General features: G+C 58.3%; 25 protein-coding genes and 1 pseudogene. 16 read left to right on the top strand and 10 right to left on the bottom strand.

The genetic code is table 11. The features are described 5' to 3' along the window. Positions 1 to 12 precede the first annotated feature (12 nt). The 8 genes from CKW22_RS01685 (at position 13) to CKW22_RS28065 (ending at position 6,463) form a co-directional block, all read left to right on the top strand. A complete protein-coding gene (locus CKW22_RS01685) occupies positions 13 to 468 on the top strand; it encodes a VOC family protein (RefSeq protein ID WP_077068483.1) in 456 nt (151 codons plus the stop codon). Next, positions 468 to 914, top strand: a complete 447-nt coding sequence (locus CKW22_RS01680; protein WP_081874730.1) for a DUF3291 domain-containing protein — start codon at positions 468 to 470, stop codon at positions 912 to 914. The genes CKW22_RS01685 and CKW22_RS01680 overlap by 1 nt, the downstream gene beginning before the upstream one ends. A 9-nt stretch (positions 915 to 923) precedes the next feature. Further along, positions 924 to 1,802, top strand: a complete 879-nt coding sequence (locus CKW22_RS01675) for an iron-containing redox enzyme family protein (RefSeq protein WP_050506085.1) — start codon at positions 924 to 926, stop codon at positions 1,800 to 1,802. After that, positions 1,799 to 3,031: an ATP-grasp domain-containing protein gene (locus CKW22_RS01670; RefSeq protein ID WP_081874729.1), complete on the top strand. Its 1,233-nt coding sequence runs from the start codon at positions 1,799 to 1,801 to the stop codon at positions 3,029 to 3,031. Before CKW22_RS01675 ends, CKW22_RS01670 begins: the two co-directional genes overlap by 4 nt. A gap of 45 nt (positions 3,032 to 3,076) precedes the next feature. Further along, positions 3,077 to 4,300, top strand: coding sequence for a cation:proton antiporter (locus tag CKW22_RS01665; RefSeq protein WP_095063671.1), 1,224 nt, complete (start codon positions 3,077 to 3,079; stop codon positions 4,298 to 4,300). Between the two features lie 40 nt (positions 4,301 to 4,340). After that, positions 4,341 to 5,204: a DMT family transporter gene (locus CKW22_RS01660; RefSeq protein ID WP_095063670.1), complete on the top strand. Its 864-nt coding sequence runs from the start codon at positions 4,341 to 4,343 to the stop codon at positions 5,202 to 5,204. Positions 5,205 to 5,290: 86 nt separating this feature from the next. Then, positions 5,291 to 6,241 (top strand): LysR family transcriptional regulator, encoded by a 951-nt coding sequence (locus tag CKW22_RS01655; protein WP_095063669.1) that lies wholly within the window; start codon positions 5,291 to 5,293, stop codon positions 6,239 to 6,241. 30 nt (positions 6,242 to 6,271) lie between these two features. After that, positions 6,272 to 6,463: a rubredoxin gene (locus CKW22_RS28065; protein ID WP_077068477.1), complete on the top strand. Its 192-nt coding sequence runs from the start codon at positions 6,272 to 6,274 to the stop codon at positions 6,461 to 6,463. A 562-nt stretch (positions 6,464 to 7,025) separates the two neighbouring features. On the opposite strand, the gene CKW22_RS01645 is transcribed toward CKW22_RS28065, so the two are convergent. Then, positions 7,026 to 7,319: an aminotransferase class I/II-fold pyridoxal phosphate-dependent enzyme gene (locus tag CKW22_RS01645; protein ID WP_143500685.1), complete on the bottom strand. Its 294-nt coding sequence runs from the start codon at positions 7,317 to 7,319 to the stop codon at positions 7,026 to 7,028. 381 nt (positions 7,320 to 7,700) lie between these two features. On the opposite strand from CKW22_RS01645, the gene CKW22_RS01640 reads away from it, so the two are divergent. Further along, a complete protein-coding gene (locus CKW22_RS01640; RefSeq protein WP_095063668.1) occupies positions 7,701 to 8,249 on the top strand; it encodes a histidine phosphatase family protein in 549 nt (182 codons plus the stop codon). 16 nt (positions 8,250 to 8,265) lie between these two features. Here CKW22_RS01640 and CKW22_RS01635 read toward each other — a convergent pair whose 3' ends face one another. Both CKW22_RS01635 and CKW22_RS01630 read right to left on the bottom strand, forming a co-directional pair. Beyond that, on the bottom strand, positions 8,266 to 9,051 hold the full coding sequence (locus tag CKW22_RS01635; RefSeq protein ID WP_033699141.1) for a sulfite exporter TauE/SafE family protein: 786 nt from the start codon (positions 9,049 to 9,051) through the stop codon (positions 8,266 to 8,268). Positions 9,052 to 9,183: 132 nt separating this feature from the next. Continuing rightward, complete coding sequence (locus tag CKW22_RS01630; RefSeq protein WP_095063667.1) at positions 9,184 to 9,789, bottom strand: helix-turn-helix domain-containing protein; 606 nt, start codon at positions 9,787 to 9,789, stop codon at positions 9,184 to 9,186. Between the two features lie 115 nt (positions 9,790 to 9,904). On the opposite strand from CKW22_RS01630, the gene CKW22_RS01625 reads away from it, so the two are divergent. The 3 genes from CKW22_RS01625 (at position 9,905) to CKW22_RS01615 (ending at position 12,578) form a co-directional block, all read left to right on the top strand. Further along, entirely contained in the window at positions 9,905 to 11,041 is a 1,137-nt protein-coding gene (locus tag CKW22_RS01625; protein WP_095063666.1) for an FAD-binding oxidoreductase, read from the top strand. 12 nt (positions 11,042 to 11,053) lie between these two features. Further along, entirely contained in the window at positions 11,054 to 11,428 is a 375-nt protein-coding gene (locus CKW22_RS01620; protein WP_033699138.1) for a RidA family protein, read from the top strand. An 82-nt stretch (positions 11,429 to 11,510) separates the two neighbouring features. Further along, entirely contained in the window at positions 11,511 to 12,578 is a 1,068-nt protein-coding gene (locus CKW22_RS01615; RefSeq protein WP_047581188.1) for a membrane protein, read from the top strand. Positions 12,579 to 12,649: 71 nt separating this feature from the next. Here the strand turns inward: CKW22_RS01615 and mcpA are convergent, their stop codons facing one another. Together mcpA and CKW22_RS01605 are read right to left on the bottom strand one after the other, a co-directional pair. Continuing rightward, positions 12,650 to 14,536: a methyl-accepting chemotaxis protein McpA gene (gene mcpA / locus CKW22_RS01610; RefSeq protein ID WP_047581186.1), complete on the bottom strand. Its 1,887-nt coding sequence runs from the start codon at positions 14,534 to 14,536 to the stop codon at positions 12,650 to 12,652. 139 nt (positions 14,537 to 14,675) lie between these two features. Beyond that, positions 14,676 to 15,554 carry a LysR family transcriptional regulator gene (locus tag CKW22_RS01605; RefSeq protein WP_033699134.1) on the bottom strand — a complete coding sequence of 293 codons (879 nt, stop codon included), beginning with the start codon at positions 15,552 to 15,554 and terminating at the stop codon, positions 14,676 to 14,678. Positions 15,555 to 15,658: 104 nt separating this feature from the next. Here CKW22_RS01605 and CKW22_RS01600 point away from each other — a divergent pair, with 104 nt between their 5' ends. After that, positions 15,659 to 16,087: a PACE efflux transporter gene (locus tag CKW22_RS01600; RefSeq protein ID WP_033699132.1), complete on the top strand. Its 429-nt coding sequence runs from the start codon at positions 15,659 to 15,661 to the stop codon at positions 16,085 to 16,087. Positions 16,088 to 16,105: 18 nt separating this feature from the next. On the opposite strand, the gene CKW22_RS01595 is transcribed toward CKW22_RS01600, so the two are convergent. The 5 genes from CKW22_RS01595 to CKW22_RS01575 form a co-directional block, all read right to left on the bottom strand. Further along, complete coding sequence (locus tag CKW22_RS01595; protein ID WP_371856384.1) at positions 16,106 to 17,155, bottom strand: hypothetical protein; 1,050 nt, start codon at positions 17,153 to 17,155, stop codon at positions 16,106 to 16,108. A 77-nt stretch (positions 17,156 to 17,232) separates the two neighbouring features. Beyond that, positions 17,233 to 17,913, bottom strand: coding sequence for a GntR family transcriptional regulator (locus CKW22_RS01590; RefSeq protein ID WP_033699129.1), 681 nt, complete (start codon positions 17,911 to 17,913; stop codon positions 17,233 to 17,235). A gap of 16 nt (positions 17,914 to 17,929) precedes the next feature. Then, complete coding sequence (locus CKW22_RS01585) at positions 17,930 to 18,634, bottom strand: FadR/GntR family transcriptional regulator (RefSeq protein WP_033699128.1); 705 nt, start codon at positions 18,632 to 18,634, stop codon at positions 17,930 to 17,932. A 45-nt stretch (positions 18,635 to 18,679) separates the two neighbouring features. Next, on the bottom strand, positions 18,680 to 19,990 hold the full coding sequence (locus CKW22_RS01580; RefSeq protein ID WP_033699127.1) for a C4-dicarboxylate transporter DctA: 1,311 nt from the start codon (positions 19,988 to 19,990) through the stop codon (positions 18,680 to 18,682). Positions 19,991 to 20,239: 249 nt separating this feature from the next. After that, entirely contained in the window at positions 20,240 to 20,554 is a 315-nt protein-coding gene (locus tag CKW22_RS01575) for a helix-turn-helix domain-containing protein (RefSeq protein WP_033699126.1), read from the bottom strand. A gap of 200 nt (positions 20,555 to 20,754) precedes the next feature. Here CKW22_RS01575 and CKW22_RS28060 point away from each other — a divergent pair. The 3 genes and pseudogenes from CKW22_RS28060 to CKW22_RS01565 all read left to right on the top strand — a co-directional run. Next, positions 20,755 to 21,150 (top strand): annotated as a pseudogene (locus CKW22_RS28060) (PAS domain-containing protein); the annotation flags it as partial. 237 nt (positions 21,151 to 21,387) lie between these two features. Next, positions 21,388 to 22,386, top strand: a complete 999-nt coding sequence (locus CKW22_RS28055; RefSeq protein WP_371856383.1) for a methyl-accepting chemotaxis protein — start codon at positions 21,388 to 21,390, stop codon at positions 22,384 to 22,386. 12 nt (positions 22,387 to 22,398) lie between these two features. Next, positions 22,399 to 24,087: a bifunctional diguanylate cyclase/phosphodiesterase gene (locus CKW22_RS01565; RefSeq protein ID WP_033699123.1), complete on the top strand. Its 1,689-nt coding sequence runs from the start codon at positions 22,399 to 22,401 to the stop codon at positions 24,085 to 24,087. Positions 24,088 to 24,103 lie beyond the last annotated feature (16 nt).

The following is a 24,103-nucleotide window of genomic DNA, read 5'->3' as shown; positions in this document are numbered from 1 at the left end:
AGGTGAGTGAGCATGAGTGCCATTAAGTTCTCACACACAAATCTGATTACGCCAGACTGGAAGAGGCTATCTCAGTTCTATATTGACGTATTCCACTGTGTGCCTTCTGGTCCAGTTAGGCAGCTATCGGGGTGCTCCGTTGCTGAAGGCACTGGAGTTTCCAGGCCACAGATCGAAGGATTGCATTTACGCTTACCAGGATTTGCGAGCGATGGACCTACACTGGAAATATTCCAATACAGCAGGCATATTCGGCAACCCTTAAAGCACGCAAATACCCGTGGCATCACGCATCTGGCATTTGAAGTCACAGATCTTGATTCTGTGTGCGCAAATGTAATTCGTTATGGTGGGAAGATGCTGGGGCGGTTGGCAAAGCTCCCGGTTGAGGGGGTCGGAGTATGTACTTTTGTGTATGTTCGGGATCCTGATAGAAATATCATCGAAATCCAAAGCTGGGGGGATTGATGAGTAAGGTATTGGCGCAATTTGATTTGGTGAAGCCGAGATTTCCAAAAGAATCAGTGGAGATGGCAGGGTTTTATGCGAATGTTGATCGCATCAATAGCATTGCAGAGAGTTCAGATGGTTTTATTTGGAGAGAAACTAACGAGGATCAGGAAGGGCTTCAAGCTTTATGGGGCGAAGGATATCTATATACGCTTTCAGTTTGGGATGATGTTGCGTCTCTGAAGAAGTTTCTCTATCACACGCCACATGCTCAAATGCTAAGTAAAGGCCATGAATGGTTCCACAAAATTATGCATCCTAGGATGGTCTTGTGGTGGGTGAAGAGGGGGCATGTCCCTAGTCTATTGGAGGCACATGAACGATTGACTTGGTTGTTTGAAAAAGGTGCTTCTTACCAAGCATTCGATCTGAAGAATTCTTATGGGCCAATTTCCATTTATTGAGAGGAAACTATGGGTGCTCTGGTTTATGAGGAACAAAAACAGCTTGCTGTATATTACAAAAAGGCATTTGGTGCGCCCGAAAGCATAATCGGTTTTGGCAGGGATGCTGAAACGCTGAGGCGTTCAGTATATTCATTAGAAAATAATTGGAATGCGGTTGAAGAGGGTTGTATTGACTTGGCTGGACTGCCTAAGGTCAAAGCAGAGTTCATAAGCTGGTATTTGGTTATGGAGCGGAGGATGAATTCCGATATCCGATTCTTCATCGAGTTTTTGAGGCGGCAAGCAAGTTTAGAGCAAATAGCCTATTACATATGCATGGAAGAGCTAGTGGATGGGGCATTCGATGATTTAATGGCTATGGTGCAGCTGGGGATGCCACTAAAGCCGAAGATGGTGGCGGCGGAGAACTATTGGGATGAAATGGGGAATGGCAATGCCGCTGCGGTCCACACTATGATGTTCAAAGATTCCTCTATCTTCATGCGAGATATCCTGCGGCAGGCAAACATAACAGCAGAGCAACCAACGTTAGAGTGCCTTATGAATGGTAATGTTCTGTTGATGTGGGCGCTGAGGCGGGAATACAATGTAAGACTGATCGGTGCTATAGGAATCATTGAAGGTTCGGCCCCTGTCCGTTTTCGGGCAACTACAGAAGCTCTTGAACGACTACAGGTACCGAAAAAAGTAATAGCGTATCACCAGTCTCATATTAGTATCGATACCCGGCATAGTAATGCGTGGCTAGAGGTTGTTCTGGATTATTATGCCGGTAGTGGGGAGGAGGTTGTCCGAGAACTAGCGCTGGGTGTTAGCATTCGTTATAACGTGGCGCTGCGTTATTATCATCACATGTACCAGATGATGCGGAGTATCTCTCAATGACTAAGCTTTCAGCTGTGGTTGTTGTGGATCCGATAAGTTCTGCGTGTTATTACGGTGCGGAGATTCAAAAACACGGCTACTTGAGTATAGCTTTAATCAGCGTTAAGCGGTTGTCTGAAGCGGTTCGTCGTCTACAAAACCTAAATGAGTTTGAATCTATTGTTTATGCAGATGACCTTGATGAAGCAATGCAAGCGCTTTCTCGGTACAGTATTCGTGCAGTTATCCCGGGTTCTGACGTGGGTATTAAGTTTTCCGATGCCCTCAGTAGTATGTATGGTTTGCTCGGTAATCCCGTTGAAAGCTCCCAGGCCCGAGTAAATAAATTAGAGTTGAAAGAAAAGTTAATTGCTGCAGGCGTATCGGCTACTTGGGCTCGTGGAGTCAGGCTAGAGGAGCTTAAGATTGATACATTCAAGAAAAATGACTACCCGTTAGTCGTGAAGCCGGCTCAGGGCACGGGTAGCCGCAATGTAAAGGTTTGCCGTAATCATCGAGAGTTGTACGCGGCAGTTCAGGCTGTCGAAAAAGATAGAGAAATCCAATCTGATGGCGAGTTTTATACGCTGGTCGAAAAGTACTTGGCGGGTGATGAGTATTTTGTTGTGACTGCGAATTGCGGTCTGAGTGGGCATAAGGTAATGCTGTGCTTTGCTAAGTACGAGAAGGTCGAGGCAGATGGCAATCCAAGTATCTATAAAAATATACGCTCACTTTCTCTTAATGATAGTCGGGCGCTTCTCGCATTCTCATATGCGTCAGAGGTTAATAGTGCTCTTGAATTTTTCTGGGGTATTAATGATATCGAGTTAAAGATCGGCTCGAATGGGCCGCTGATTATTGAGCAGAATGGCCGATTGCCAGGGGCGAATGTTCCGAGGTTAATAGAGGCTTGTTCTGGTGTGAATTGCTATGAGCTAAACATAGATGTCTATCTGGGTGGATTTTCGAGGGCGTTTGAATCGGTTGAGTTTAGCAGGCACTTTTGTATTTGCTGCTTGATTTGCAATGTGTCTGGAGTGGTAAAAAATATATCCGGATTGGAGAAGGTGGAAGGCCTTGACTCATTTTATATGTTGGAATTATCAGTAGTGGAGGGCGAAATTGTAGGGCGGACGCGAGATTTTCTATCATCTTGGGGCATGGTTTACCTTGTTCATGAAAGTCAGGAGGTATTGGCTAGAGACTCTGACTTTGTACATAAAACACTTGCGCTGATTTGCGACTGAGTTAACGAGGTTTGATTTTTTGGAGGTGATCGGCACGGTGTTATCATGTCTAAGTTGATAGTTGTAATTTTGGTTTTAGTGTTTGTATGCGTGGTCTGTAGAAGGGCGGTAGTAGCGCTCGGGCAACCTAGAGTGCTGGGTGATATAGTTACAGGTATGCTTATGGGACCGGCTATATTTGACGCCTATCTACCAAGCATCGCATTCCACATTGGGTTACCTGAGTTTAGGGGTTTGTTGAATGCCCTTGGTGAGCTCGGGTTGATAATAATCTTAGTAGAGGTATGCTGGCACGGTATTTCTCGAAGAGAAGGAGATCTCAGTAATAGTAAAATTGCTTTGGTTGCATTCTTTGGTGTTGTAACGTCTTTTGCTGTTGGTGGGGTTTTAGCCTTCTATTCTAGTGAAGATATGGGGTTGCAGCATACCCTGCTTGGTTATATTTTGTTTTGTGGTGTTGCATTCTCAGTTACTGCGCTCCCTGTTCTGGTTTTGCTTCTGGATGATATTGCGATAGTTGAGGCTAAAGCAGGGCGCGTTGCTGTTGTTGCAGCAGTGTATACAGATATTTTTGTCTGGTGTGCGTTGGCTGTTATTTTAATTGTGTGGGGCGCTGGGACAGGAGGCGGCATTGCATTAAATTTAGGGGTTGGGCTTATTTATGTCGCGACTATGCTGCTTGTAGTGAGGCCGAAAATAATGAAGTCACAGTTAGTGGCTGGGCTTGGTGATGGTGTGAAGGTGGTGGTGACATTTATAATTGTGCTTAGCTCCTCGCAGTTGACAGAATTTTTTGGGGTTCATAGCTCAGTTGGCGCTTTATTAGCTGCTTATGTGGTGGGTGATGTAGCTGGGGTCAAAGGTGCTTGGGATAAGTACCTACTTGGTATCAGGCAGCTTGTTATTCCTATGTTTTTTATAGCTTCTGGGGGAATGATTTCTGTAAGTGGCCTTTCACAGATGCATATTTGGTTCTGGTTGTTCGTATTTTTATTAGGGGCCACAATTAGCAAAATTATCAGCTGCTATATTGCGGGATTACTTGTAGGCATGAGGCAGCGTGCGTCAATGCAGCTCGGGATATTAATGAGTACGAAAGGTACTGCTGAGTTGGTTGTACTGGCTGTAGGATATCGAGAGGGGCTCTTGTCAGACGATTCCTATACTGTGCTATTGATCCTTTCTGTCGCATCCATGATGTTGACAGTTCCAATGTTGGTCTTCTTAAATAGTTATTTTGGGCAGGATAGCGGATGTCCAAAGGGGTGACGATCATTCGCCTTTTGGCGCAACTTAAGAAGGTCGAAAAATGGATGTGATAATGGGGCTTGTGGCCGCTTTGTGTTGGGGGGTTACTGATTATTTAGTAGGAGTGAATGCGCGAACCTTTGGTGTGAAATATTCTGTATTCTTCAGTCAGTTGATAGGGTTTCTCATGCTGAGTGGTTTCGTATTCGTATCCAGCAGTGGGTTCTCATTCATCATTAGATTGCCTGGGGATGTTGTCCTTATATGTGCGTCGGCCGCAATTCTAACCTTAATTGGTGCCGTTTCACTTACTAGAGCCTTCGAGCATGGAAGAATCGCAATAATTGCTCCGTTGGTAACGTCGTACGGTATTTTTACGACATTATTGGCGTGGATGAGTGGTGATATTCTGACCTCTTACCAGATTCTTGGGTTAGGAGTGTGCGCGTTCGGTGTAATGCTTGTAGGGTTGGGGCATAAGTCTCATGGGTTTATGGGCAATAGGAAGGAGGGAGGTGCAATCTGCTTTGCTCTGATAGCTGCCATCCTTTATGGGAGCAGTTTCTGGGTTCAAGGAAATTACGCGTTGCCTGCTGTCGGTGCCGTGAATATGTTGTGGATGAGTTACTTGGTTGGGACTTTGCTTCTGATGCCACTGGTTTTCAGTGTGAAAACTAAAAAAAGAATTGGGTTGAGTTCTTATGGGGCGCTAGGTGGCGCTAGTCTATTTAATTTAGGGGGGTTTACAGCTTTTTCATATGGAGCGCTCAGTGGGTCTGTTGCGATTGTGACGGTAATTAGTACACTTTCAGGAGGGGTGGCTGCTGTTCTTGGTTACATATTTTATAGGGATAGATTAACTTTGTTGCAATGGCTGGGTATTGTCTTGGTCTTAGCTGGTGCGGTAGTGTTGCATTTGGTTTGATGGCTGGGTCTTGGGATTTGTAAATTAGAGGTGAAGGCGGTGCGATGCAGTAGCGCCACATTTACATAAAAGTGAGTGGTCAAGAAATGGAATCTAAAGGCTACCTACCAAAAAGTCATGTTGATATATTGCCCTGCATGGCGACATTTGCTGTGGTTGTTGAAAGTGGGAGTTTTGTCGAAGCTTCCGTCAGGCTGGGTGTCACTGCCTCTTCAATTAGTAAGCAAATTACAAAGTTGGAGAGCGTATTATCTTTGAGGCTGCTAGAGCGAACGACGCGAAACTTGAAATTAAACCCGGAGGGAGAGGAGGTTTATGGGTACTGCAAAAGTGTGCTTGAATCGTCAGCTAATGTTTTTAGATTAAAAGATAAGCTTACAGAAAATCCCCAGGGCTTGCTACGCATTGCAGTGACAAAATCATTGTATGCGGCGTGTAGTAAGTTGATTCCTGCTTTTTTGTCTCGATACAGAGAAGTGGATGTCCAAATGCTGTGTGGTGAAAGGTTTGACTTTATATCAGATGGCATTGATCTGGGAATAATAATAACTGATAGACCTCCGGAGGGCATGATCGCGCGCAGGCTCTGCGAGATTGACTTTGTGATTTGTGCGGCTGAAAATTATTTCAGGGAATCTAGTAGGCCTAATCATCCTTCAGACTTGACCTCGCATAGCTGTATACCTTTCGTGGGGGACCCTGATAAACAATGTTGGAGATTCTCATCGGTCTCAGAAAGCTGTGATGTAGTAATTCCAGGTAGATATTTGTCAGAGTGTCCTGAGGCTACGTTAACTGCCACACTTTCGGGTGTTGGTATCTCTTGTTTGCCTGTGTGCTTGGCTGCAGAAGCAATTGGAGACAATAGGTTGCAGGTTTTGCTGCCTGATTGGGTTTTTAAAGGGGAACCACAGGGTACTGCATGGGTCGTTTATCAATCTGGAAGGTTTTTGTCGAAACGAGTTAAAGTCATGGTTTCATATCTTTTGAGTGAGCTCGCAGCCGCTAGTCAGGGTTGGAAAAAAACACGCTTATGAATCTTTCTTCTTTAGCGGGGTTGTGAGAATATGAATGAAGGTCGATATATTTGTCACAAGTGTTGGTATGAATATGATGGGGTTCAGGTGTGCCAAGAGTCAGGCGTTTTGGTTGAAATAGATTTTATTGATCTCCCTGGTGACTGGGTGTGTCCGGATTGCGGAGTAAACAAAGCGTACTTTTCTAAATGTATGGTTGATACAAGTGGAGAGAGCGGATAGACCAAGCTCTATTTAACGTATGGTTAGAGATGCCTGGTCAATCTGTTGCTGTGGCTACCTTGCTTCTCGGTTTTCTTTCTAATATGTTGCAGGTTGAAACTCGAAGTTATTGGATGTTTTAGGGGGGTGAGATCTGTAGTGAGTTTTTTGTTCCCAGCATCACCTTGGCAAACGCCTCGCGAACCGCTGTATGTCCTATTCATCTCCAACGCTCACACATAAGCCACGTTCGCCCAGCCAGGTGATCGTCTGTTCACGCAGGCGGGCGTTTTCGGCCTTGCGTTGGGGGATCAACTGGCGGTCTTGCAGGCTGGCCAGGTCTGCCATCAGCGTGGGGGCAGCGGATAGATTCTGGCCGTTTCAGCAGCGGCGGCTGAGCAATGGCCAGGCTCAGGCCGCACCTGTCATGCCATAGAGTTTGCAGAAGGTCTGCAGTACCAGTAGCTCAGGCTATTCCTTGACCGCGCCGATGCAGATCTGGGCGTCGTTGAAATAAATTTAGGCCTAGTCCACTACATACCACGCTGCCGACCGGTTTATGCGTGAGCAATCGTTCGATGGCCTAGCGTGGTGTCAAACTACCAGTTGGGTTGTTGGGGTTGCACAGGCAGATTAGCCCCGGTGAGCGGTCGGCCGCGAGCATAGCGTCTATGTCGTGAGCGTGGCTGGCGTTCAGGTTGATGCTGTGCACAGTGGTACCACGACCTTCGGCGGCTTGCGCCGTCGCTTCATAAGACGGTTCGGCCACCACCAGGCTGCGCGTCCCGGTAAATACCATCACCGCATGCTGCTGGGCCAGTTTGGAGCCACAGAACCCCTGCTCCTTGTCCAGGCCCATGCTAGCCGGCGAATACATCAATCAGTCGATACAGTGCGTAGTAAGGATAGCATCTGTACAGGCTGATACCCTCGCTCATCGCCTGGCGGGCTGCCGAGTTTGGGGCCAAGGGGCTTTCGTTGTAGTTGATACATACCGGGCGAGGGCTGGCAGCCGTTGGGGTTCACTGGCCCAACTTAGCTAGCCGAGCAGCGGTAGGGACATGCACAGGCCTACCAACGATCGACGTGTCATATCGGTCATGCAGCAACTTCTTTGTTTTCTAAGGTTACAGCAGGGGAAGACCCGTCTGAAAGGGACTTACTAGTGGCAAATAGCCTAGGTGGTGCATCTTGTTGCAGAAAAAAACATCATCGCATGCTAAACCATTTGCCCCCGCCTGCCATGAAGGAAGCACCGGTGAAAGCCATTCGCCTGACCCTTGTTTGCCATGCCCTGACTCAAGCCCAGAAGACCGGGCGCTTGCCCACGCCCAAAGACGGCATGCTGGCGCTGGTGCAGCCGCCTGTGGCAATCGGGCCTGCTATGCAGGTACTGACAGCGCCGGAGCGCCGAGCTTGCGAGACGGCGGCTTGGTTATCGGCGCAGACACAGGCGCGTGTCGAGCCTGCGTTGGCAGATTGCGACTTGGGGCAGTGGCAGGGGCTGTCGCTCAAGCAGTTGCAGGCGCAGAACCCGCAGGCGTTGTCCGAGTGGTTGGATAATCCGCACAGCGCGCCACATGGCGGGGAGTCTTTTGCGCAACTGTGCCAGCGCGTGGCGGCTTGGCTGGCGGCGTTCGACACGCCGGGCGAGTGGCTGGCAGTGACCCACCCTATGGTCATCCGTGCCGTGCTGGTACAGCTGTTGGGGGGCCCGTTGAGCACCCACCAGCGCATCGATGTGCTGCCGCTATCGCGCCTTGAACTCAGCTTTACCGGGCAGTGGCGGCTGCGTCTGGGCGCTTAGCGGCGGCAAGCGTGGTTCAGAACGCCAGCTTGTAGCCGATCAGCAGCAGCATCGCCGCCAGGCACGGGCGCAGCACGCGGTCAGAAATGCGCCCGGTGAGGTGGCTGCCCATGTAGATACCCGGCAGCGAGCCGAGCAGCAGGTAACCCAGCAACGACCAGTCCATGTTGCCCATGCCGGCGTGGCCTAGGCCCGCGACCAGGGTCAGCGGTACCGCATGGGCGATTTCGGTGCCGACCAGGCGGCGGGTGACCAGGAACGGGTACAGCAGGAACAGTGCCACGGTGCCCAAGGCACCGGCGCCGATGGAGGTGAGGGTGACCATGACACCCAGCACCACGCCAGTGAGCACGGTAAGCGTGTTGAGGCTGCGGTCGCTGAGGTGGTAGTGATCACCGGCATGGCGGCTGGCGAAGGCCTGCAGGCGCGACTTGAACAGAATGGCCAGTGCGGTGAGGATCAACACCACCGCCAGGCCCTGTTTGATGATGGCGTTGAGCGCCGAGGTGTCGGTGTGCAGGGTACTGAGGAACCACAGGGTGATGGCGGCGGCGGGTACGCTGCCCAGGCTCAGCAGGCCGGTGATTTTCCAGTCGATGTTCTTGTTGCGGGCATGCACCCAGACGCCACTGGCCTTGGTGATGGCGGCATACAGCAGGTCGGTGCCGACAGCGGTGGCCGGGTTGATGCCAAACCACAAGAGGATAGGGGTCATCAGCGAGCCGCCGCCCACGCCGGTCATGCCGACGATGAAACCTACAACCAGCCCGGCAAGGGTGAAACCGAAAGAACCTACATCCATACGCTACTCGACTGCCCAACTTTGCCCGTTATCGGATGGAAGCCAGCATATAGAATTTTTTATAGCCAAATAGACTTGTTCGTTATTAGGTTATAACCGCGTGGCGTCTGCACAGGTGCGTGAAAGCGCGCCTTAACGGTCTGTCATGACCACCATCACATGCGCATCCCCGCCATCCTCGCTTTCCGACAGATAGATATGCCCCACCTGGCTGTTGAAGTACGCGGTCTCCTGCGGGCCGATGCTGACCGCTTCACCGGTCTCGAACTCGATACGCACACGCCCGCAGATGACCAAGGCGAACTCCTGGCCAGGATGGCGGATAAAATCGTCGAACTGCCCGCGTTCGCGGGCGATGATGCGGGCATAGGCCGGGGTCATGCGGCGCTCGGGGAAGGCGCCGGCAATCGGGTGATAGTGGTAGGTGCCGGTCGCATAGCCCGCAACGGCCGCCAGTGAATCAACCACCACCGTCACCGGTACTGGCGTATCGGCCGTGCCGCTGGCACGAAACAACTGGGCGATATCGACATTCAGGGCGCGGGCGGCGGCGGCCAGTTTTTCGTAACTGACCGAGACTTGGGCGAGCTCCATTTTCGACAACGTCGACACCGGCACGCCGCTGGCTTCGGACAACTGTTTGAGGGTCAGCTGGCGGGCCTTGCGCACCTGGCGCAGGCGCCTGCCTACGGCGGCGCGGTCTAGCAGGGGCAAAGCATCGGGGCGGTCATCGGGCATTCGGTGCACTCGGCATACGGCGTTGGTCGGGCATATTACCTTGGACACTTGCGCATCTCTAAATTCTCATATATTAGAATTCTCATAAATGATAATTATAGGGGCGGGAGCGCGCATGACCACGATCTACGACACCTTGATCATTGGCGCCGGAATCGCCGGCGCCTCGCTGGGCTATCGCCTGGCGGGCCAGCAACGGGTGCTGCTGCTCGAGCGCGAGTCGCAACCGGGCTACCACTCGACGGGGCGCTCGGCCGCGATGTTCATGGAGGCCTACGGGACCCCGCAGATCCAAGCCCTGACCCGCGCCAGCCGCGCGTTCTATGAAGCGCCGCCACAAGGCTTCTGCGAACATCCCCTGCTTGAACCGCGCGGCTGTCTCTATGTCGCCAGCGTCGAGCAACGGCAACTGCTCGAACAGGCCCACGCGCAGAACTTGGCCAACGGCACCGACGTCAGCCTGCTCGACCGCGATGCGGCCCTGGCCCTGGTGCCGAGCTTGCGCGCTGAAGTGCTGGCGGGCGCGGTGCTGGAGCCGGGCGCCATGGACCTGGACGTGCACGCGCTGCACCAGGGTTTTTTGCGCGGCTATCGCGCTGCCGGCGGCGAGCTTCACTGCAATGCCGAGTTGGCCCAGGCCTGCTACCTAGACGGGGTATGGCAGGTGCAACTGAGCGATGGCAGCCATCTCCAGGCACGTCGACTGGTCAATGCCGCCGGTGCCTGGGCCGACCGTGTCGCCGAGCAGTGCGGCGTGGGCGCCATCGGCCTGCAACCGTGCCGGCGCAGCGCCTTTACCTTCCCAGGCCCGGCAGACCAGGACTTCGCCCGCTGGCCGGCGGTGATCGGCGTTGACGAGAGCTTCTACTTCAAGCCCGACGCTGGCCAGCTGCTTGGTTCGCCGGCCAACGCCGACCCGGTCGAACCCCAGGACGCTGCGCCCGAGGAGCTCGATGTGGCACTGGGCATCTACAACATCGAAGCCATGACCACGCTAAGTATCCGCCGCCCGAGCCACAGCTGGGCCGGTTTACGTTCATTCGTAGCCGATGGCGACCTGGTGATCGGTTTCGATGCGCGCAGCCCCGCGTTCTTCTGGCTGGCGGCACAAGGTGGTTATGGCATCCAGTCGGCCGCAGGGGCTTCACGCCTGGCGGCCGACCTGCTGCTCGGTCAGCCGTTGTGCCCTAGCCTTGTCAGCCAGGGGGTGGCGCCCGAGCGCTTGTCCCCGGCACGTTTCCAGCAACCTTGAAAGGAGCTACTCATGAGCAATGACATCCAGCGTTTCCCCAGCAGCTTGCCGTTTCCGTTTTCGCGTGCGGTGAAGGCGGGCGGTTTTCTGTTCCTGTCCGGGCAGGTGCCGATGAGTGCCGGCGGTGAAGTGGTACGGGGGGATATTCAGACCCAGACCCGCGCTGCCTGCGAGCGCATCGGCGAAAGCCTGGCGGCCTGTGGGGCGAATTTCGACCAGGTGGTGAAGGCCACGGTGTGGCTTTCGGACATGAGCCACTTTGCCGGTTTCAACGAGGTTTACAAAGAGTTCTTCGGCGCCGCATTGCCTGTGCGCTCGACGGTGGCCTCGGCATTGGCACTGGGGGTCGATGTAGAAATCGAAGTGCAGGCGTTTATCGGGGAGTGACAGGTCGCCCTGGCAAGGCCGCTTCTATACAGGAATGCGTGGCGCTCAAACACACCTAACAACAATAAATACAGAGGTTCACATGCAAGAGCAGCTGAAAATCGCCGGCGCCTTTGTCGGCGTGATCGTAGGGGCGGGCTTTGCTTCGGGGCGGGAACTGCTGTTGTTCTTTGTCGATTTCGGGGTCTGGGGGTTGGTTGGCGCGATGGTCAGCGCGGTCTTGTTCACCTTCCTCGGCATGGCCCTGGCGGGGTTGGGCAACCGCCAGCGGGCCACTTCGCACAAAGATGTGATCCAGGCCATCTGTGGCCGTCACCTGGGCCTGTTCGTCGATTGGCTGATCACCTTCTTCATGTTCGCCGTCACCGTGGTCATGCTGGCCGGTGGCGGTGCTTTGCTGGAGCAGCAGTTCGGCATCCCGGCATTGACCGGCAGTGTGCTGGTAACGCTCGTGGTGGTGGGCATCGTGTGCCTGGACGTGCGCAAGGTGATCCTGGCCATCGGCGCGATCACCCCGTTGCTGATTCTGGTGGCTTCGGCGATTGCACTGTATGCCGTGTTCACCCGTGAACAGAGTTTCGCCGACCTCGACCACCTGGCCAGCCAGCAGCAGGCAGGCACGCGCCATTGGCTGCTGGGCGCGTTTCTGTATGTGTCCTACAACATCGTTGCCGGTGCGCCGATCCTGGCCATTCTGGGGGGCTCGGCCAAAGGCGAGAAGACGGCGGTGTGGGGTGGCTTGCTGGGGGGGGCGGCGCTGGGCGGCTTGATGCTGGTGATGACCGCCGGGCTGTTGTCACGCCTGGACAGTGTCGCCGACCTGCCGATGCCGATGCTGTCGATCGCTAATGAGGTGTCGCCGGTGTTGGGGGTGGTGATGTGCCTGATCATCTTCGGCATGATCGTCAACACGGCGGTGGGGACGATGTTCTCGTTCCTGTCGCGGCTGTTGCCGGCGGGTACGGCGAAGTTTCGCTGGGGCTCGGTGGTGACCGGGGTTGTGGCGTTCGGCTGCAGCCTGGTGGGGTTCATCAGCTTGGTGGGCGAGGTGTATCCGCTGTTTGGGTACCTGGGGTTTGTGCTGATGGCGGCGGTGTTGGTGGCTTGGGTGCGGCGGGGTAAGGCTGGGAAGGTGGTGGTGGTGGTGTAGGGGGGGCTGCTTTGCAGCCCATCGCGACGCAAGGCCGCTCCTACAGGAGCGGCCTTGCGTTACAGCGGCACTCAGATTCTGAAGCTGCCTACCAGCTGCTTCAAGCGGCCAGCCTGTTGGGCCAGTTGATCGCAGTGCAGCAATGTTTCGTTCAGGTTCTCGACGCCTTGCTGGTTGAGGGCGTTGATCTGGGTAATGTCCAGGTTGAGGCTCTCGACCACGGCGGTCTGTTCTTCGGTGGCAGTGGCCACTGACTGGTTCATGCCATCGATCTCACCGATACGCTGGGTCACGCTGGCCAGGCGCACGCCGGCCTGGTTGGCCACCTGCACGGTCTGCTCGCTGGAGACCTGGCTGGTGTTCATGGTATGCACCGCCTCGCGTGAACCCACCTGCAGGCTGGTGATCATGCGGTGGATTTCTTCGGCCGATTCCTGGGTGCGGTGCGCCAGGTTGCGTACCTCGTCGGCGACCACGGCAAAGCCTCGGCCGGCCTCACCGGCACGGGCTGCCTCGATGGCAGCGTTGAGCGCCAGCAAGTTGGTCTGCTGCGAGATGCCCTTGATCACATCGAGGATCTTGCCGATCTCATCAGTGCTGGCATTGAGCGTTTCGATCTGCGCGCAGGACTCGCTGATGCGCTGCGACAGGGCGGTCATGGCACTGATCGCTTCCTCGACCACTTCGCGGCCGCCATGGGCCTGCTCGCTGGCACCGCTGGCATGCTGCGAGGCGTCGGCCGCGTTGCGGGCGATCTCCTGGGTGGCGGCGCCCAGCTCGTTGATCGCCGCCGCCACGCTGTTGGTGCGCATGCTTTGTTCTTCGGAGCCGGTGATCGAAGCGTTGGAGGCATTGACGACCTTTTCCGACAGGTCATGCACCAGGCGGGTGGCCGAGGACACTTCGCTGATCGAGGCATGGATGCGTTCGACGAAGCGGTTGAACGAGGTGGCCAGTTCGCCGAACTCGTCCTTGTTCTGCACGGCCAGGCGGCGGGTCAGGTCGCCTTCGCCTTCGGCGATGTCGCGCATGGCACGGCCCATGGTGGTCAGCGGTTGCATCAGCACCGGGATCAACAAGCCCAACAGGCCGGCGATGGCCGCTACGGCGATGAGCATGGCGATGATTGCCGACGTGCGGAACTGGTCAAGGGCGGCGTAGGCCTTGTCCTTGTCGATCGACAGGCCGATGTACCACTGTGCGGAAGGCAGGCCGGAAACGGGCGCGAAGGAGATGAGGCGTTCCTGGCCGTTGAGGGTGACATCCTGCATGCCCGACGCGACGCGCAGGCCACTGCCAGGGTAGATGTCTTTGAGGTTTTTCATCACCTGGTCTTTATCGGGGCTGACGATTACCTGGCCATTGCTGTCGGCAAGGAAGGCGTGGCCGATGCCGCCGAAATCGACCGAGTTGATGATCTCTACCAGGGTATCGAGGGTGACGTCACCGCCTACCACGCCGATCAGCTCGCCATTGGCCTTGCTTTTCACAGGGGTGGCAATGGTCACCACCAGGCCGCCGACGGCGCCTTGGTAGGGCGGGGTCAACACGGTTTGCCCGGCGCTCGCCGCGGTGCTGTACCACGGGCGCTGGCGGGGGTCGTAACCGGCGGGCATCTGCGCGTCGGGGCGCTGGGTGAATGCGCCGTTGGACTGGCCCAGGTAGGTGAACAGGAAATTGCGCGTGTAAGAAGGCTGCTCGATAAACCCGGCCAGGGTGTCACCGGCACCTTGCTGGCCGATGTCCTGGGCCAGGTTTTCCAGCACCAGGATGCGCCCGCTCATCCAGTTCTGCACGCTGCTGGCGGTTAGCTCACCGGATTGCTGCACCGAAGACTCGATGTTTTGGCGAATGGTGTTGCGTTGCAGGTAGTCGTTGTAGAGCGTGAACAGGGCAAAAGCCAGGACCACGACGCCGCAGGCGCTGAGCAGGATCTTGTGGCGAAATTTCAGGTTCATGTTTCGAGACCTTGGGCCAATGAGGGGAGGGCGTAGCGCGCTCATGACGCGCTGCGCCCTGTCGATTGGCTATCGGCTTGCGGGCTAAAAAATTGAAACACTTGGCGAAATTTCTTTAGGACGTTTCGACGAACGGCGTTCAACGCATGGACAGCTGCTCAATCAACAAACGCGCCGCCTGCTGCAGCGGCTGCTGCTTGCGCCACAAAAGGTGCACGGGCAACTGCAACTCGTTGCGGGTATTGCGAAAGCCCAGCCGCACCAGACGCCCGGCCGCTAGCAGCGGTGCGATGCGCGAGAGTGGCAGGTCCCCCCAGCCGAGGCCGGCCTCGACCATCTGCAGGGCGACATCGAAGCTGTCGGTGGACCAGTGCGTGGCACCAATCAGTGCGCGCGGGTCGGTCAGCGGCAGGTCGCGGCTGCGCACCAGGATCTGGCGCACGTTGATCAGGTCTTCGAGGTAGTGAACGCGGTCTTCGAGCACGGCCGGGTGCGCGGGTGACAGCGTTGCCACCAGCGATTCCATGCCGATGTGCTGAAAGCCGCGGCGGGCATCCACCTGCAGGCCGGCGAAGGCCACGCAGAGGTCGGCGCGGCCACTGTCGAGCAGGTGCAGGGCGTCTTCCTGCGGGGCGCTGAGCAGTGCGATATCGAGCAGCGGGTAGCGTTCACCAAGCTGGGCGATGGCGGCCAGCAGCGGGCGATGGTCGATGTCCGGGATCACGGCGATGGTCAGGCTGCTCTCAAGCCCTTGGGACAGCTCCAGGGCATGTACTTGCAACAGCCCTAGCTGTTCGGCGATCAGCCTGGCATGGGGCTCCAGGGCCAAGGCTTGGGCGGTCGCGCGGACTTCGCGCGGGCCACGTTCAAACAGGCTGTAGCCGAGCTCTGCCTCCAGGTTGCCGATGGCCATGCTTACCGCCGAGGGCACGCGGTGCAACGCGCGCGCGGCCGCAGAGAACGAGCCGCGATCGAGCACGGCGAGAAACAGCTGGATGTTGTCGCTGGAAAAGTTCATGGCAGCCTCCTGTCAGTTGATCTGACAGCTGCTGACTTTTACTGTCAAGAAGATTGAAGCATTCTCCCGCCCCATCGTTGTTAGTCAAATAGAGGTAAAACGGGGTGCAGGGCGTTAAACGCAAATTGGTCTACGTGACGTTTTATGAATTGATCGGGCTGTGCATGTCGACCCTCGGGCTGGCGTATCTGTCAGACACTGAGGCGTCCCACACCGGGCCACTGGCCGTGATGATCACCACCATCGCCATGCTCTGGAACCTGATCTACAACACGCTGTTCGAGCGCTGGGAGAGCCGCCAGGCCAAGCGCGGGCGCAGCGTGGGGCGGCGTGTGGCACATGCCATCGGGTTTCAGCTGACCTTGGTGGTGTACTTGATTCCGCTGATTGCCTGGTGGCTGGGCATGAGCCTGGTGGAGGCGTTTGTGGTGGACCTGGCATTCATCATTCTGGTGCCGTGCTACACCTTTGCCTACAACTGGGCGTTCGACCGGATTTTCGGCTTGCCCCGCTCAGCGCTGGCCACTGCCTGAGGCCGGTACCGCTAACCGCTACGGCGGCAGGCGTATCAACAGTGGCGTCTGCTTCTGTTCTGCCTGCGGCTCCACGGGCTCCACCGGCCGCGGCGCGCTGGCCAGCAGGTTGTCCTCGACCTGCCCTGACAGGTAATAGACGCCGGCCATCGCCCCGCTCTGGCGGTTTTCCATCAGCTCCTGCCATTCCTGGTTCAGCGCGACATTGAGGATCACCCGCAACTGCTCGACCATCTGCGGTTGCTCACGGTCGTGGGTGATCATGCCGTAGCCTGCCGCCGCCACCGAGATCATCGCCCCGGCCACCTTGCCCACCGCCGAAGCCACGGCGCTGGCAATGCCGCGCGGGGCCAGGGTGGCACCGAGTTTCTCGCTGGCCCGCGTGGCCACCGATGACAGCCCCACGTCGGTCTGCCCAGGCCCTTTGCTGGCTTGCTCGTGCAGATGCTGGCGCATGGCTTGCCAGGCCGGTTGCTGGTCCAGCGACTTGGCGCGCAGCAGTTGATAGAGGCTGGCGTTGCGCGCATCGGGTGGGCCCAGGGCGATGGCGGGTATGCGATTGAGGCGTTGGCTGAGTTGCTCGGGCGGCGCGTTGTAGCGGGCGATGATGGCCGGCAGTTGCTGGCCGAGCAACTGCACATACAGCTCACAGGCACGGTCGCGGATGCCCTCCGGGTTGATCTGCTCGGCCACCGGCTCGATCACCCGCTCGTGGTACTGCTCCTGAAGGTACAGCGCCAGGCGTTTTTGCGCAGGCTCGCGGCCTTCACCGCTGTCGAGCTTGTACCAGGCCACCTTGAGGGTCAGCCATTGCTGGGTCCAATAACCGGTGAACCATGGGATGAACTCACTTTCGGTACGTTGCTGCACCTGGTCCTTCCACACCCGCATGGAGCGCCGGGCATAGTCGTTGGCAGAACCTGCAGCGCCCACCGAGGCATCGATCAGGTCCTGATCGATGCGCTGCCACGTGGCCGGGGTCAGCACCGCGGCAGGTGGCGGGGCAGGCGGACGCTTGCCCGCGCAGCCGCCGAGGGCCAACAGCAGGCAAAGCAGCAGTAACGGCATACGCGAGCTCACGCGGCCGCCTCCCTGGGTAGAGGCTGGGGTGGTTTCTCGAGTATAGGGCGGCCTTGAAAAAAACCTCAGCCCAGGTCGAGTTTGTCTTGCAGCCGGTCAAGATGCTCATGCATCAATGCCAGCGCCGCCGCCGCATCCCCGGCTTCCACCGCATCGATGATCGCCGCATGCTCTTCCCAGGCGCAGTGGTCGCAGCAAGGTGATTCGTAGCGGGCAATGATCAGCGAGGTCATCGGCACCAAACCGTTGAGGAACCGCGCCAGTGGCGCGTTGGCGGCGACCTGCGCGAGCTTCAGGTGAAACTCGCCGCCCAGGCGGATGGCCGCGCAGCGCTCACCACTTTCATGGTGCTGGCGCTCGCGCTCGACCAACAGGCGCAGCTGGCGGATCTGTGCCGGCCGCGCGCGCTGCGCAGCCAGGGTAATCAAGGTGGTTTCGGCCAGGCGCCTGGCACTGAGCACCTGGCGCGCCTGGTCTGGGTCGGGGGCGGCCAGGTGCGCAGTGTGGCTGGGGCGCTGGACCACCACCTGCTGGTCCGACAGGCGGCCGAGCACCCGACGGATCACCGTGCGGCTTACCCCAAAGGCATGCCCCAGGGCTTGCTCGGGCAGCAGGGCGCCGGGTGGCAGGCGCTGTTCGAGGATCGCGTCGAACAGCCGTGGGTAGATCTGGTCGGCCGACAGGCGAGTTTCGCCAGCGACGAGCAGGGCAGGCAGGTGGGGGGCGGCGTGGGCGCTGGCGGTCATGGTCGCTCTCCTGGGGTCAAGGGCGTGGGTGTTCGTCCGGGATGTTCAGCTGGATGCCCATGCGCTGGCCTTCGGCAAGGATGTGCTGACGCATCTGGGCACTGGCCTCGGCGCTGTTGCGTTCGCGGATGGCGCGCACCACGGCATTGCTTTCCTTCAGCCGCGCGGCCAGGTGCTCGGGCGAATTGCGCAGCATGTCGGCGCTTTGCTTGAGGGCATTGCTGGTCTGTTGCACCACGCTCTGGAAGATCGGGTTGGTGGTCAGGGCGAACAGCGCCTCATGCAGCGCGATGTAGGCTTTGACTCCGGCTTCGCTGTCATCGGCGTCCAGTGCTTCGCGCATGTCCATCAGCGTCAGGCGCAGTTGGCCGATGTCGTGGCTGTTGGCCGACTGCGCCACCAGGCCGACGATGAAGGGTTCGAGGGTGTAGCGCAGCTCCAGCACATCGGCCAGGCTGGCCGACGCGCTGGTGTCGATGCCCGGCTCCGGCAGGGCGGCGTCGGCATCCAATACCAGTACGCCTTTACCCGGTAGGGCGCGCACCAGGCCCAGGGTTTCCAGCACGGTGACGGCCTCGCGCAGGCTGGGGCGGCTGATGCCCAGTTGTTCGGCCAGTTCGCGCTGGCCCGGCAGCATGTCGCCAGAACGCCATTGGCCGCGGGCCAGGGCCTGGCGCAGTTTTTCCACCACAGAGGTGACGACGGTTGATGAGCTGATCACGGTTCGCTCCTGGAAGGGCCGGCGTCCAACGCCGGCCTTGTTCGATCAGAATTCCTGTTGATGGGCGTTGGGCTGCTTGCGGGGTGTGTGGGCAAAACCAGGTTTGCCAGCGAGCACGTTCTGCGCGCGTTCCAGGTCGATGTCCTTTTCCCAGCGCGCGATGGCCACGGTGGCCACGCAGTTGCCGATCAGGTTGGTCAGTGCCCGCCCGATCCCCATGAACCAGTCCACGGCCAGCACCAGCACCAGGCCTACTACCGGGATGGCCGGCACAGCGGTCAGGGTGGCGGCGAGGATCACCAACGCCGAGCCTGGGATGCCATGAGCACCCTTGGAAGTCACCAGCGATACCAGCAGGATGGTCAGCAGGTCGGTCATCTCCAGTGGCGTGCCGGTGGCATTGGCGATGAACACGATGGCCAGGGTCAGGTAGATGGAGAAGCCGTCGAGGTTGAACGAGTACCCGGTCGGGATGACCAGGCCGACGGTGGAGCTGCCAATGCCCAGGTGCTCGAGCTTGCGCATGATCTGTGGCAGCACGGCGTCGGACGAGGCGGTACCAAGAACGATGGTCAGTTCTTCGCGCAGGTATTTGATCAGGGGCAGCAGTTTCAGGCCCGACACGCGCATGACAGTGCCCAGCACGACCAGCACGAAGCCGGCGCAGGTCAGGTAGAACAACGCGACCAAGCCACCCAGGTGTTGCAGCGATTCCAGGCCATATTTGCTGGTGGTGAAGGCGATGGCGCCGAACACACCGATCGGCGCCAGGCGCACGATCATGCCCATGATGCGGAAGATCACGTGGCTGAGTTCGTTGATCAGCCGCGAAATGCCCGCCGCCGAGTCGCCCACCAGGTTCAGCGCGCTGCCGAACAGCACCGAGAACAGCAGCACCTGCAGGATGTTGTTGTCAGCGAAGGCACCGACTACCGAGGTCGGGATCAGGTCCATGAAGAACGCGGTGGCACCGTGGATGTGCTGGCCGCGCTCGGCCAGGCCGTTGGCATCGGCGCTGGACAACTGGTCCAAGTGGATGTTGGCGCCGCTGCCGATGCCGCTGCTGAAGGCAAATACCAGGCCGATCACCAAGGCGATGGTGGTCAGCACTTCGAAGTAGATGACCGACTTCAGGCCGATTCGCCCGACCTTCTTGAGGTCGCCCGCACCGGAAATACCACTGACCACGACACAAAATACGATCAGGCCGATGAGCATCTTGATCAGCTTGATGAAGCCGTCGCCGAGGGGTTTGAGTTGCAGGGAGAGGTCGGGGAAGCTGAGGCCGCAGGCAATGCCGAGGGCAAGGCCCAGCACAACTTGCAGGAAGATCGAACGCGAGCACCATTTGAGCATGGGAGTGATCTCTGATCGGTGTCCTTGCTTCGATGCCGCGGGGGTCAAAGAGCGCAGGACTTAATTATTGTGGTCTTACCGGTTTGTTCAGCGCGAGGCCATAAAAGCGCGAAAAATCCTACATTGCAAGGGTTTTTGGCCTTACCGGTCTGACCAGTTATGGTGCAATCGGCCCTGCTAGGCTCTAATTCGGTGCGTTGCCATTTGGTCGGGGCTGCACAGTTCGCCCCAAGAAAGGGAAGAATCAGATCAGGGCTTGGCCAATACCTCGTCCACTGCTGCAATCAGCTTGCCAAGGTCTTTGGGTGGGGCGTTGTGGATGACACCGAACAGGTAGGCGCGCTGCTCCTCTTCGTCGTCCGGTTCGGCGAAGAAGTCCTTGGGTTTGACGCCCAGCACGCCGGCGAACGCCATGAGCGCATCAACGCTGGGGGTATAGGTGCCGGTCTCGAAACGGCTGATAGTCTTGGGGTCGAAGCCGGTTCGCTCGGCGAATTGTGCCTGGGTCAGACCCGCCAGCTTGCGGTAGCGACGCAGGGCAAACCCCAGAGCTGATCTCGTCATCACTTAATTCCCATTTAGAATCAAGAACTTAACGATATCTATCCGCATGGCGCAACGCCATGATTGATCACCTTTGTTGGATTTATGTGATGGATTTCGTAGAATTCGCCACTTGACCGGACAGTCATCATCGAGTCTCCAGTGTCATTCGGCCTCATGCCGGTGTGGCTGGAAGCACATGTGCACATTTGAGCGGATCGATGCGGATCGGTTCCGATGGCCGTCGATGGGCAGAGTGCCGGTTCGTCAGTGAATGGAGTCTCATCGTGCGCCTCAATCTCCCGGTAACCCCGGTCGAGCAACGTTTCCCCTCGGGTCAGCGGCTTATTTCCGCCACCGACACCACCAGCCTGATTACCTACTGCAACCCAGAGTTTGCCGCCATCAGCGGCTACAGCGAGGCCGAACTGATCGGCAGCCCGCACAACCTGGTGCGCCACCCGGACATGCCCGCAGCGGTGTATGCCTTGATGTGGCGTCACCTGAAAGCCGGCAAAAGCTGGATGGGTATCGTCAAGAACCGCTGCCGCAACGGTGACTACTACTGGGTCAATGCCTATGTCACGCCGATCCTTGAAGGGGGCCGGGTCATTGGCTACGAGTCGGTGCGGGTCTGCCCGACCCGCGAGCAGGTGCGCCGTGCCGAAGCATTGTATGCGCGCTTGCGCCAAGGCCAGGCGCCGCTGTCGAACGCCCGCCGCCTGGCCCTGCTGGCCCAGGCCTTGGCGTTGCCACTGCTGGGCGGGGTATTGGCGGTGGGCGCCAACCAGCTCTTGCCGGGCTGGCCAGGGCAGGGCGTGACCCTGGCCTTGTTCGCCGCCTACGGCCTGTGGATGCGCAACGACCTGGGCCGCCAACTGCGGCGGGTGATCCGGGGCGCTGAAGGGACCTTCGCCGACCCGACCGCCGCCTTGACCTACAGCGACTTGCCCGGTGCGGCTGGGCAACTGCAACTGATCCTGATCGGTGAAGAAGCCCGCCTGAAGACCGCGTTGACCCGCCTCAGCGATCTCGCCACGCAGATGGCGGTGGCCGCCCACGATGCCGGGCGGTTGTCGCGCGGCACTGAAACGGCGCTGCTGGAACAGCGCGCCGAAACCGACCTGAGCGCAACCGCCATGACCCAGATGACTGCATCGATCGGTGAGGTGGTCAACCATGTGCAGCTCACCGCAGCCGAGGCGCAAACCGCGCACCTGCTGGCCGAGCAGGGCAGCCGCGTGGCCGACGCCAGCGGCACGGCCATTCGCGCCTTGGCCGGCACGGTGGACCAGATCAATCAGGCGGTCACCCACCTGGCCGGCCAGACCGGTGCCATCGCCGAGGCTGCCGGGATGATCCGTGGCATTGCCGAACAGACCAACCTGCTGGCCCTCAATGCCGCCATCGAGGCCGCCCGTGCCGGCGAGCAGGGCCGCGGCTTTGCCGTGGTAGCCGATGAAGTAAGGGCGTTGGCCGACAAGACCCGGCAGTCGACGTTGCATATCCAGGCCATCATCGACGGCCTGCGCAGCGGCGCCGAGGACGCCGTGGCCATTGCCAGCCAAGGTATCCAGGGTGCCGAACAGGGCGTAGCCCAGGTGCAGGAAGCACAGCAGGCACTGCACGGTATTCGTGCAGCGGTGCAGCGTATCAGTGACATGAGCCAGCAGATGGCCACGGCCTCGCAGCAGCAGTCTGCCGTGGCAGAAGAGGTGTCGCGGCAGATCAACGGTGTGGCGGGTATTGCCCAACACAGCGCCCACAGTGCCAACGCCGCCGCCTCGCGCGGTGCCGAGCTGGAAGAGGTGTGCGCAGGATTACGCGCCCTCGTGGAGCGCTTCAACCGCTAGGGCAGGATGCTTATGGACGATAACTACCGTGCGGCCGTGGACGCGGCCGCGATCTTTTCCGAAACCGACCTGCGTGGCTGCATTACCTATGTCAACCAGCAGTTTTGCAGCATCTCGGGTTACAGCCGGGACGAACTGCTGGGCGCCAACCATCGCATTCTGAACTCCGGCCTGCATGAGCCGGAGTTCTTCGAGGGCATGTGGCGGGCACTGGCCGCCGGCAAGGTGTGGAAGGGCGAGATCTGCAACCGTGCCAAGGACGGTTCGCTGTACTGGGTGGACAGTACCATGGTGCCGCTGGTCGACCCCGCGACTGGGAAGGTACGCAAGTATGTGTCGATACGTTTCGATGTCACCGAGAAGCGCCAGCTGCTGCATACCCTGCAGTGGCGGGTGGGCCACGATGTGCTGACGGGCCTGCCCAACCGCGCCTTCCTGTCCGACTTGCTCAACCAGGCGTTGGCTTTTTCGCGTCGCGAGGACATACCGCTGGCCGTGTGCATGCTCGACCTGGATGGCTTCAAGGCGGTCAACGATGGTTACGGGCATGCCACGGGTGACCTGTTGCTGGTCGAAGTGGCGCAGCGCCTGAAAGGTATCTTGCGCGGTGGGGATGCCGTCGCCCGGTTATCGGGTGACGAGTTCGTGTTGATCCTGCGCAATGTCGGTGACGACCGTCAGCTGGATGCGGCCCTGCGCCGTGTGTTGCGCGCGCTGTCGACCCCGTATGTGGTACGTGAACACACCCTTTCGCTAAGCGCCAGTATCGGCGTCACGCTCTACCCGCTCGACGATGAGGATGCCGATACACTGGTGCGCCACGCTGACCAGGCCATGTACGTGGCCAAGCAGCGGGGGCGCAACCGCTATCACCTGTTCGATGTGTCCCAGGAGCAGGAGCTCAAGGCCACCCACCAGACTGTGGCGCGGGTACGTCGGGCACTGCGCAATAGTGAGCTGTGCCTCCACTACCAGCCCAAGGTCAATTTGCGCAGCGGCCAGGTGCTGGGGTTCGAGGGTTTGTTGCGTTGGCAAAGGCCGGGTCGTGGCCTGGTGCCTCCCGGTGAGTTCCTGCCCTGGGTGGAGCAGACCGACTTGATCATCGAGATTGGCGAATGGGTGATCGACCAGGCGTTGAGCCAGCTGCAGGCCTGGCAACGACTGGGGCAGCCTTGGTCGCTGAGTGTCAACATCGCGGCGCGGCATCTGCAGCGCAATGATTTCGTCGAGCGCCTGGAGCAGTTGCTGGCAGCGCATGCGGGGGTTGACCCGACGCGGCTGGACCTGGAAATCGTCGAGTCGGTGGCCATCGACAACCTGCAGCATGTCAGCCGCTGCCTGGATGCTTGCCGGGCCCTGGGCGTGCGCTTTTCGCTGGACGATTTCGGCACCGGTTATTCGTCGCTCAGCTACCTCAAGCGCTTGCCCACCCAAACCATCAAGATCGACAAGTCATTCGTGCGTGACATCCTTCATGACCAGGACGACCTGGCCCTGACCGGGGCGGTGATCGGGCTGGCGCGGGCGTTTGGCCGCGAGGTGATTGCCGAAGGCCTGGAGAGTGTCGAGCACGGGCGGGTGTTGATGGCGCTGGGCTGTGAGCTGGCGCAGGGCTATTGCATTGCCCGGCCGATGCCGGCGAGCGAGGTGGTGGCGTGGGCGCAAGGCTATCGGCAGCCCGAGGCCTGGCGCGGCGGTTGATGGTTGAGAGGCCGAT

This window comes from Pseudomonas sp. Irchel s3f19 (genome assembly GCF_900187555.1).
GTDB lineage: Bacteria > Pseudomonadota > Gammaproteobacteria > Pseudomonadales > Pseudomonadaceae > Aquipseudomonas > Aquipseudomonas capeferrum.
Note: the sequence above shows the minus strand (reverse complement) of the source record. Positions and strands in the feature narration are given on the sequence as shown.

Bases quoted from the DNA above. Each gene is read 5' to 3' on its own strand.
- CKW22_RS01685 (WP_077068483.1), top strand. From the start codon at position 13: ATGAGTGCCATTAAGTTCTCACACACAAATCTGATTACGCCAGACTGG.
- CKW22_RS01680 (WP_081874730.1), top strand. From the start codon at position 468: ATGAGTAAGGTATTGGCGCAATTTGATTTGGTGAAGCCGAGATTTCCA.
- CKW22_RS01675 (WP_050506085.1), top strand. From the start codon at position 924: ATGGGTGCTCTGGTTTATGAGGAACAAAAACAGCTTGCTGTATATTAC.
- CKW22_RS01670 (WP_081874729.1), top strand. From the start codon at position 1,799: ATGACTAAGCTTTCAGCTGTGGTTGTTGTGGATCCGATAAGTTCTGCG.
- CKW22_RS01665 (WP_095063671.1), top strand. From the start codon at position 3,077: ATGTCTAAGTTGATAGTTGTAATTTTGGTTTTAGTGTTTGTATGCGTG.
- CKW22_RS01660 (WP_095063670.1), top strand. From the start codon at position 4,341: ATGGATGTGATAATGGGGCTTGTGGCCGCTTTGTGTTGGGGGGTTACT.
- CKW22_RS01655 (WP_095063669.1), top strand. From the start codon at position 5,291: ATGGAATCTAAAGGCTACCTACCAAAAAGTCATGTTGATATATTGCCC.
- CKW22_RS28065 (WP_077068477.1), top strand. From the start codon at position 6,272: ATGAATGAAGGTCGATATATTTGTCACAAGTGTTGGTATGAATATGAT.
- CKW22_RS01645 (WP_143500685.1), bottom strand. From the start codon at position 7,319: ATGTATTCGCCGGCTAGCATGGGCCTGGACAAGGAGCAGGGGTTCTGT.
- CKW22_RS01635 (WP_033699141.1), bottom strand. From the start codon at position 9,051: ATGGATGTAGGTTCTTTCGGTTTCACCCTTGCCGGGCTGGTTGTAGGT.
- CKW22_RS01630 (WP_095063667.1), bottom strand. From the start codon at position 9,789: ATGCCCGATGACCGCCCCGATGCTTTGCCCCTGCTAGACCGCGCCGCC.
- CKW22_RS01625 (WP_095063666.1), top strand. From the start codon at position 9,905: ATGACCACGATCTACGACACCTTGATCATTGGCGCCGGAATCGCCGGC.
- CKW22_RS01620 (WP_033699138.1), top strand. From the start codon at position 11,054: ATGAGCAATGACATCCAGCGTTTCCCCAGCAGCTTGCCGTTTCCGTTT.
- CKW22_RS01615 (WP_047581188.1), top strand. From the start codon at position 11,511: ATGCAAGAGCAGCTGAAAATCGCCGGCGCCTTTGTCGGCGTGATCGTA.
- mcpA (WP_047581186.1), bottom strand. From the start codon at position 14,536: ATGAACCTGAAATTTCGCCACAAGATCCTGCTCAGCGCCTGCGGCGTC.
- CKW22_RS01605 (WP_033699134.1), bottom strand. From the start codon at position 15,554: ATGAACTTTTCCAGCGACAACATCCAGCTGTTTCTCGCCGTGCTCGAT.
- CKW22_RS01595 (WP_371856384.1), bottom strand. From the start codon at position 17,155: ATGCCGTTACTGCTGCTTTGCCTGCTGTTGGCCCTCGGCGGCTGCGCG.
- CKW22_RS01590 (WP_033699129.1), bottom strand. From the start codon at position 17,913: ATGACCGCCAGCGCCCACGCCGCCCCCCACCTGCCTGCCCTGCTCGTC.
- CKW22_RS01580 (WP_033699127.1), bottom strand. From the start codon at position 19,990: ATGCTCAAATGGTGCTCGCGTTCGATCTTCCTGCAAGTTGTGCTGGGC.
- CKW22_RS01575 (WP_033699126.1), bottom strand. From the start codon at position 20,554: ATGACGAGATCAGCTCTGGGGTTTGCCCTGCGTCGCTACCGCAAGCTG.
- CKW22_RS28055 (WP_371856383.1), top strand. From the start codon at position 21,388: ATGCGCAACGACCTGGGCCGCCAACTGCGGCGGGTGATCCGGGGCGCT.
- CKW22_RS01565 (WP_033699123.1), top strand. From the start codon at position 22,399: ATGGACGATAACTACCGTGCGGCCGTGGACGCGGCCGCGATCTTTTCC.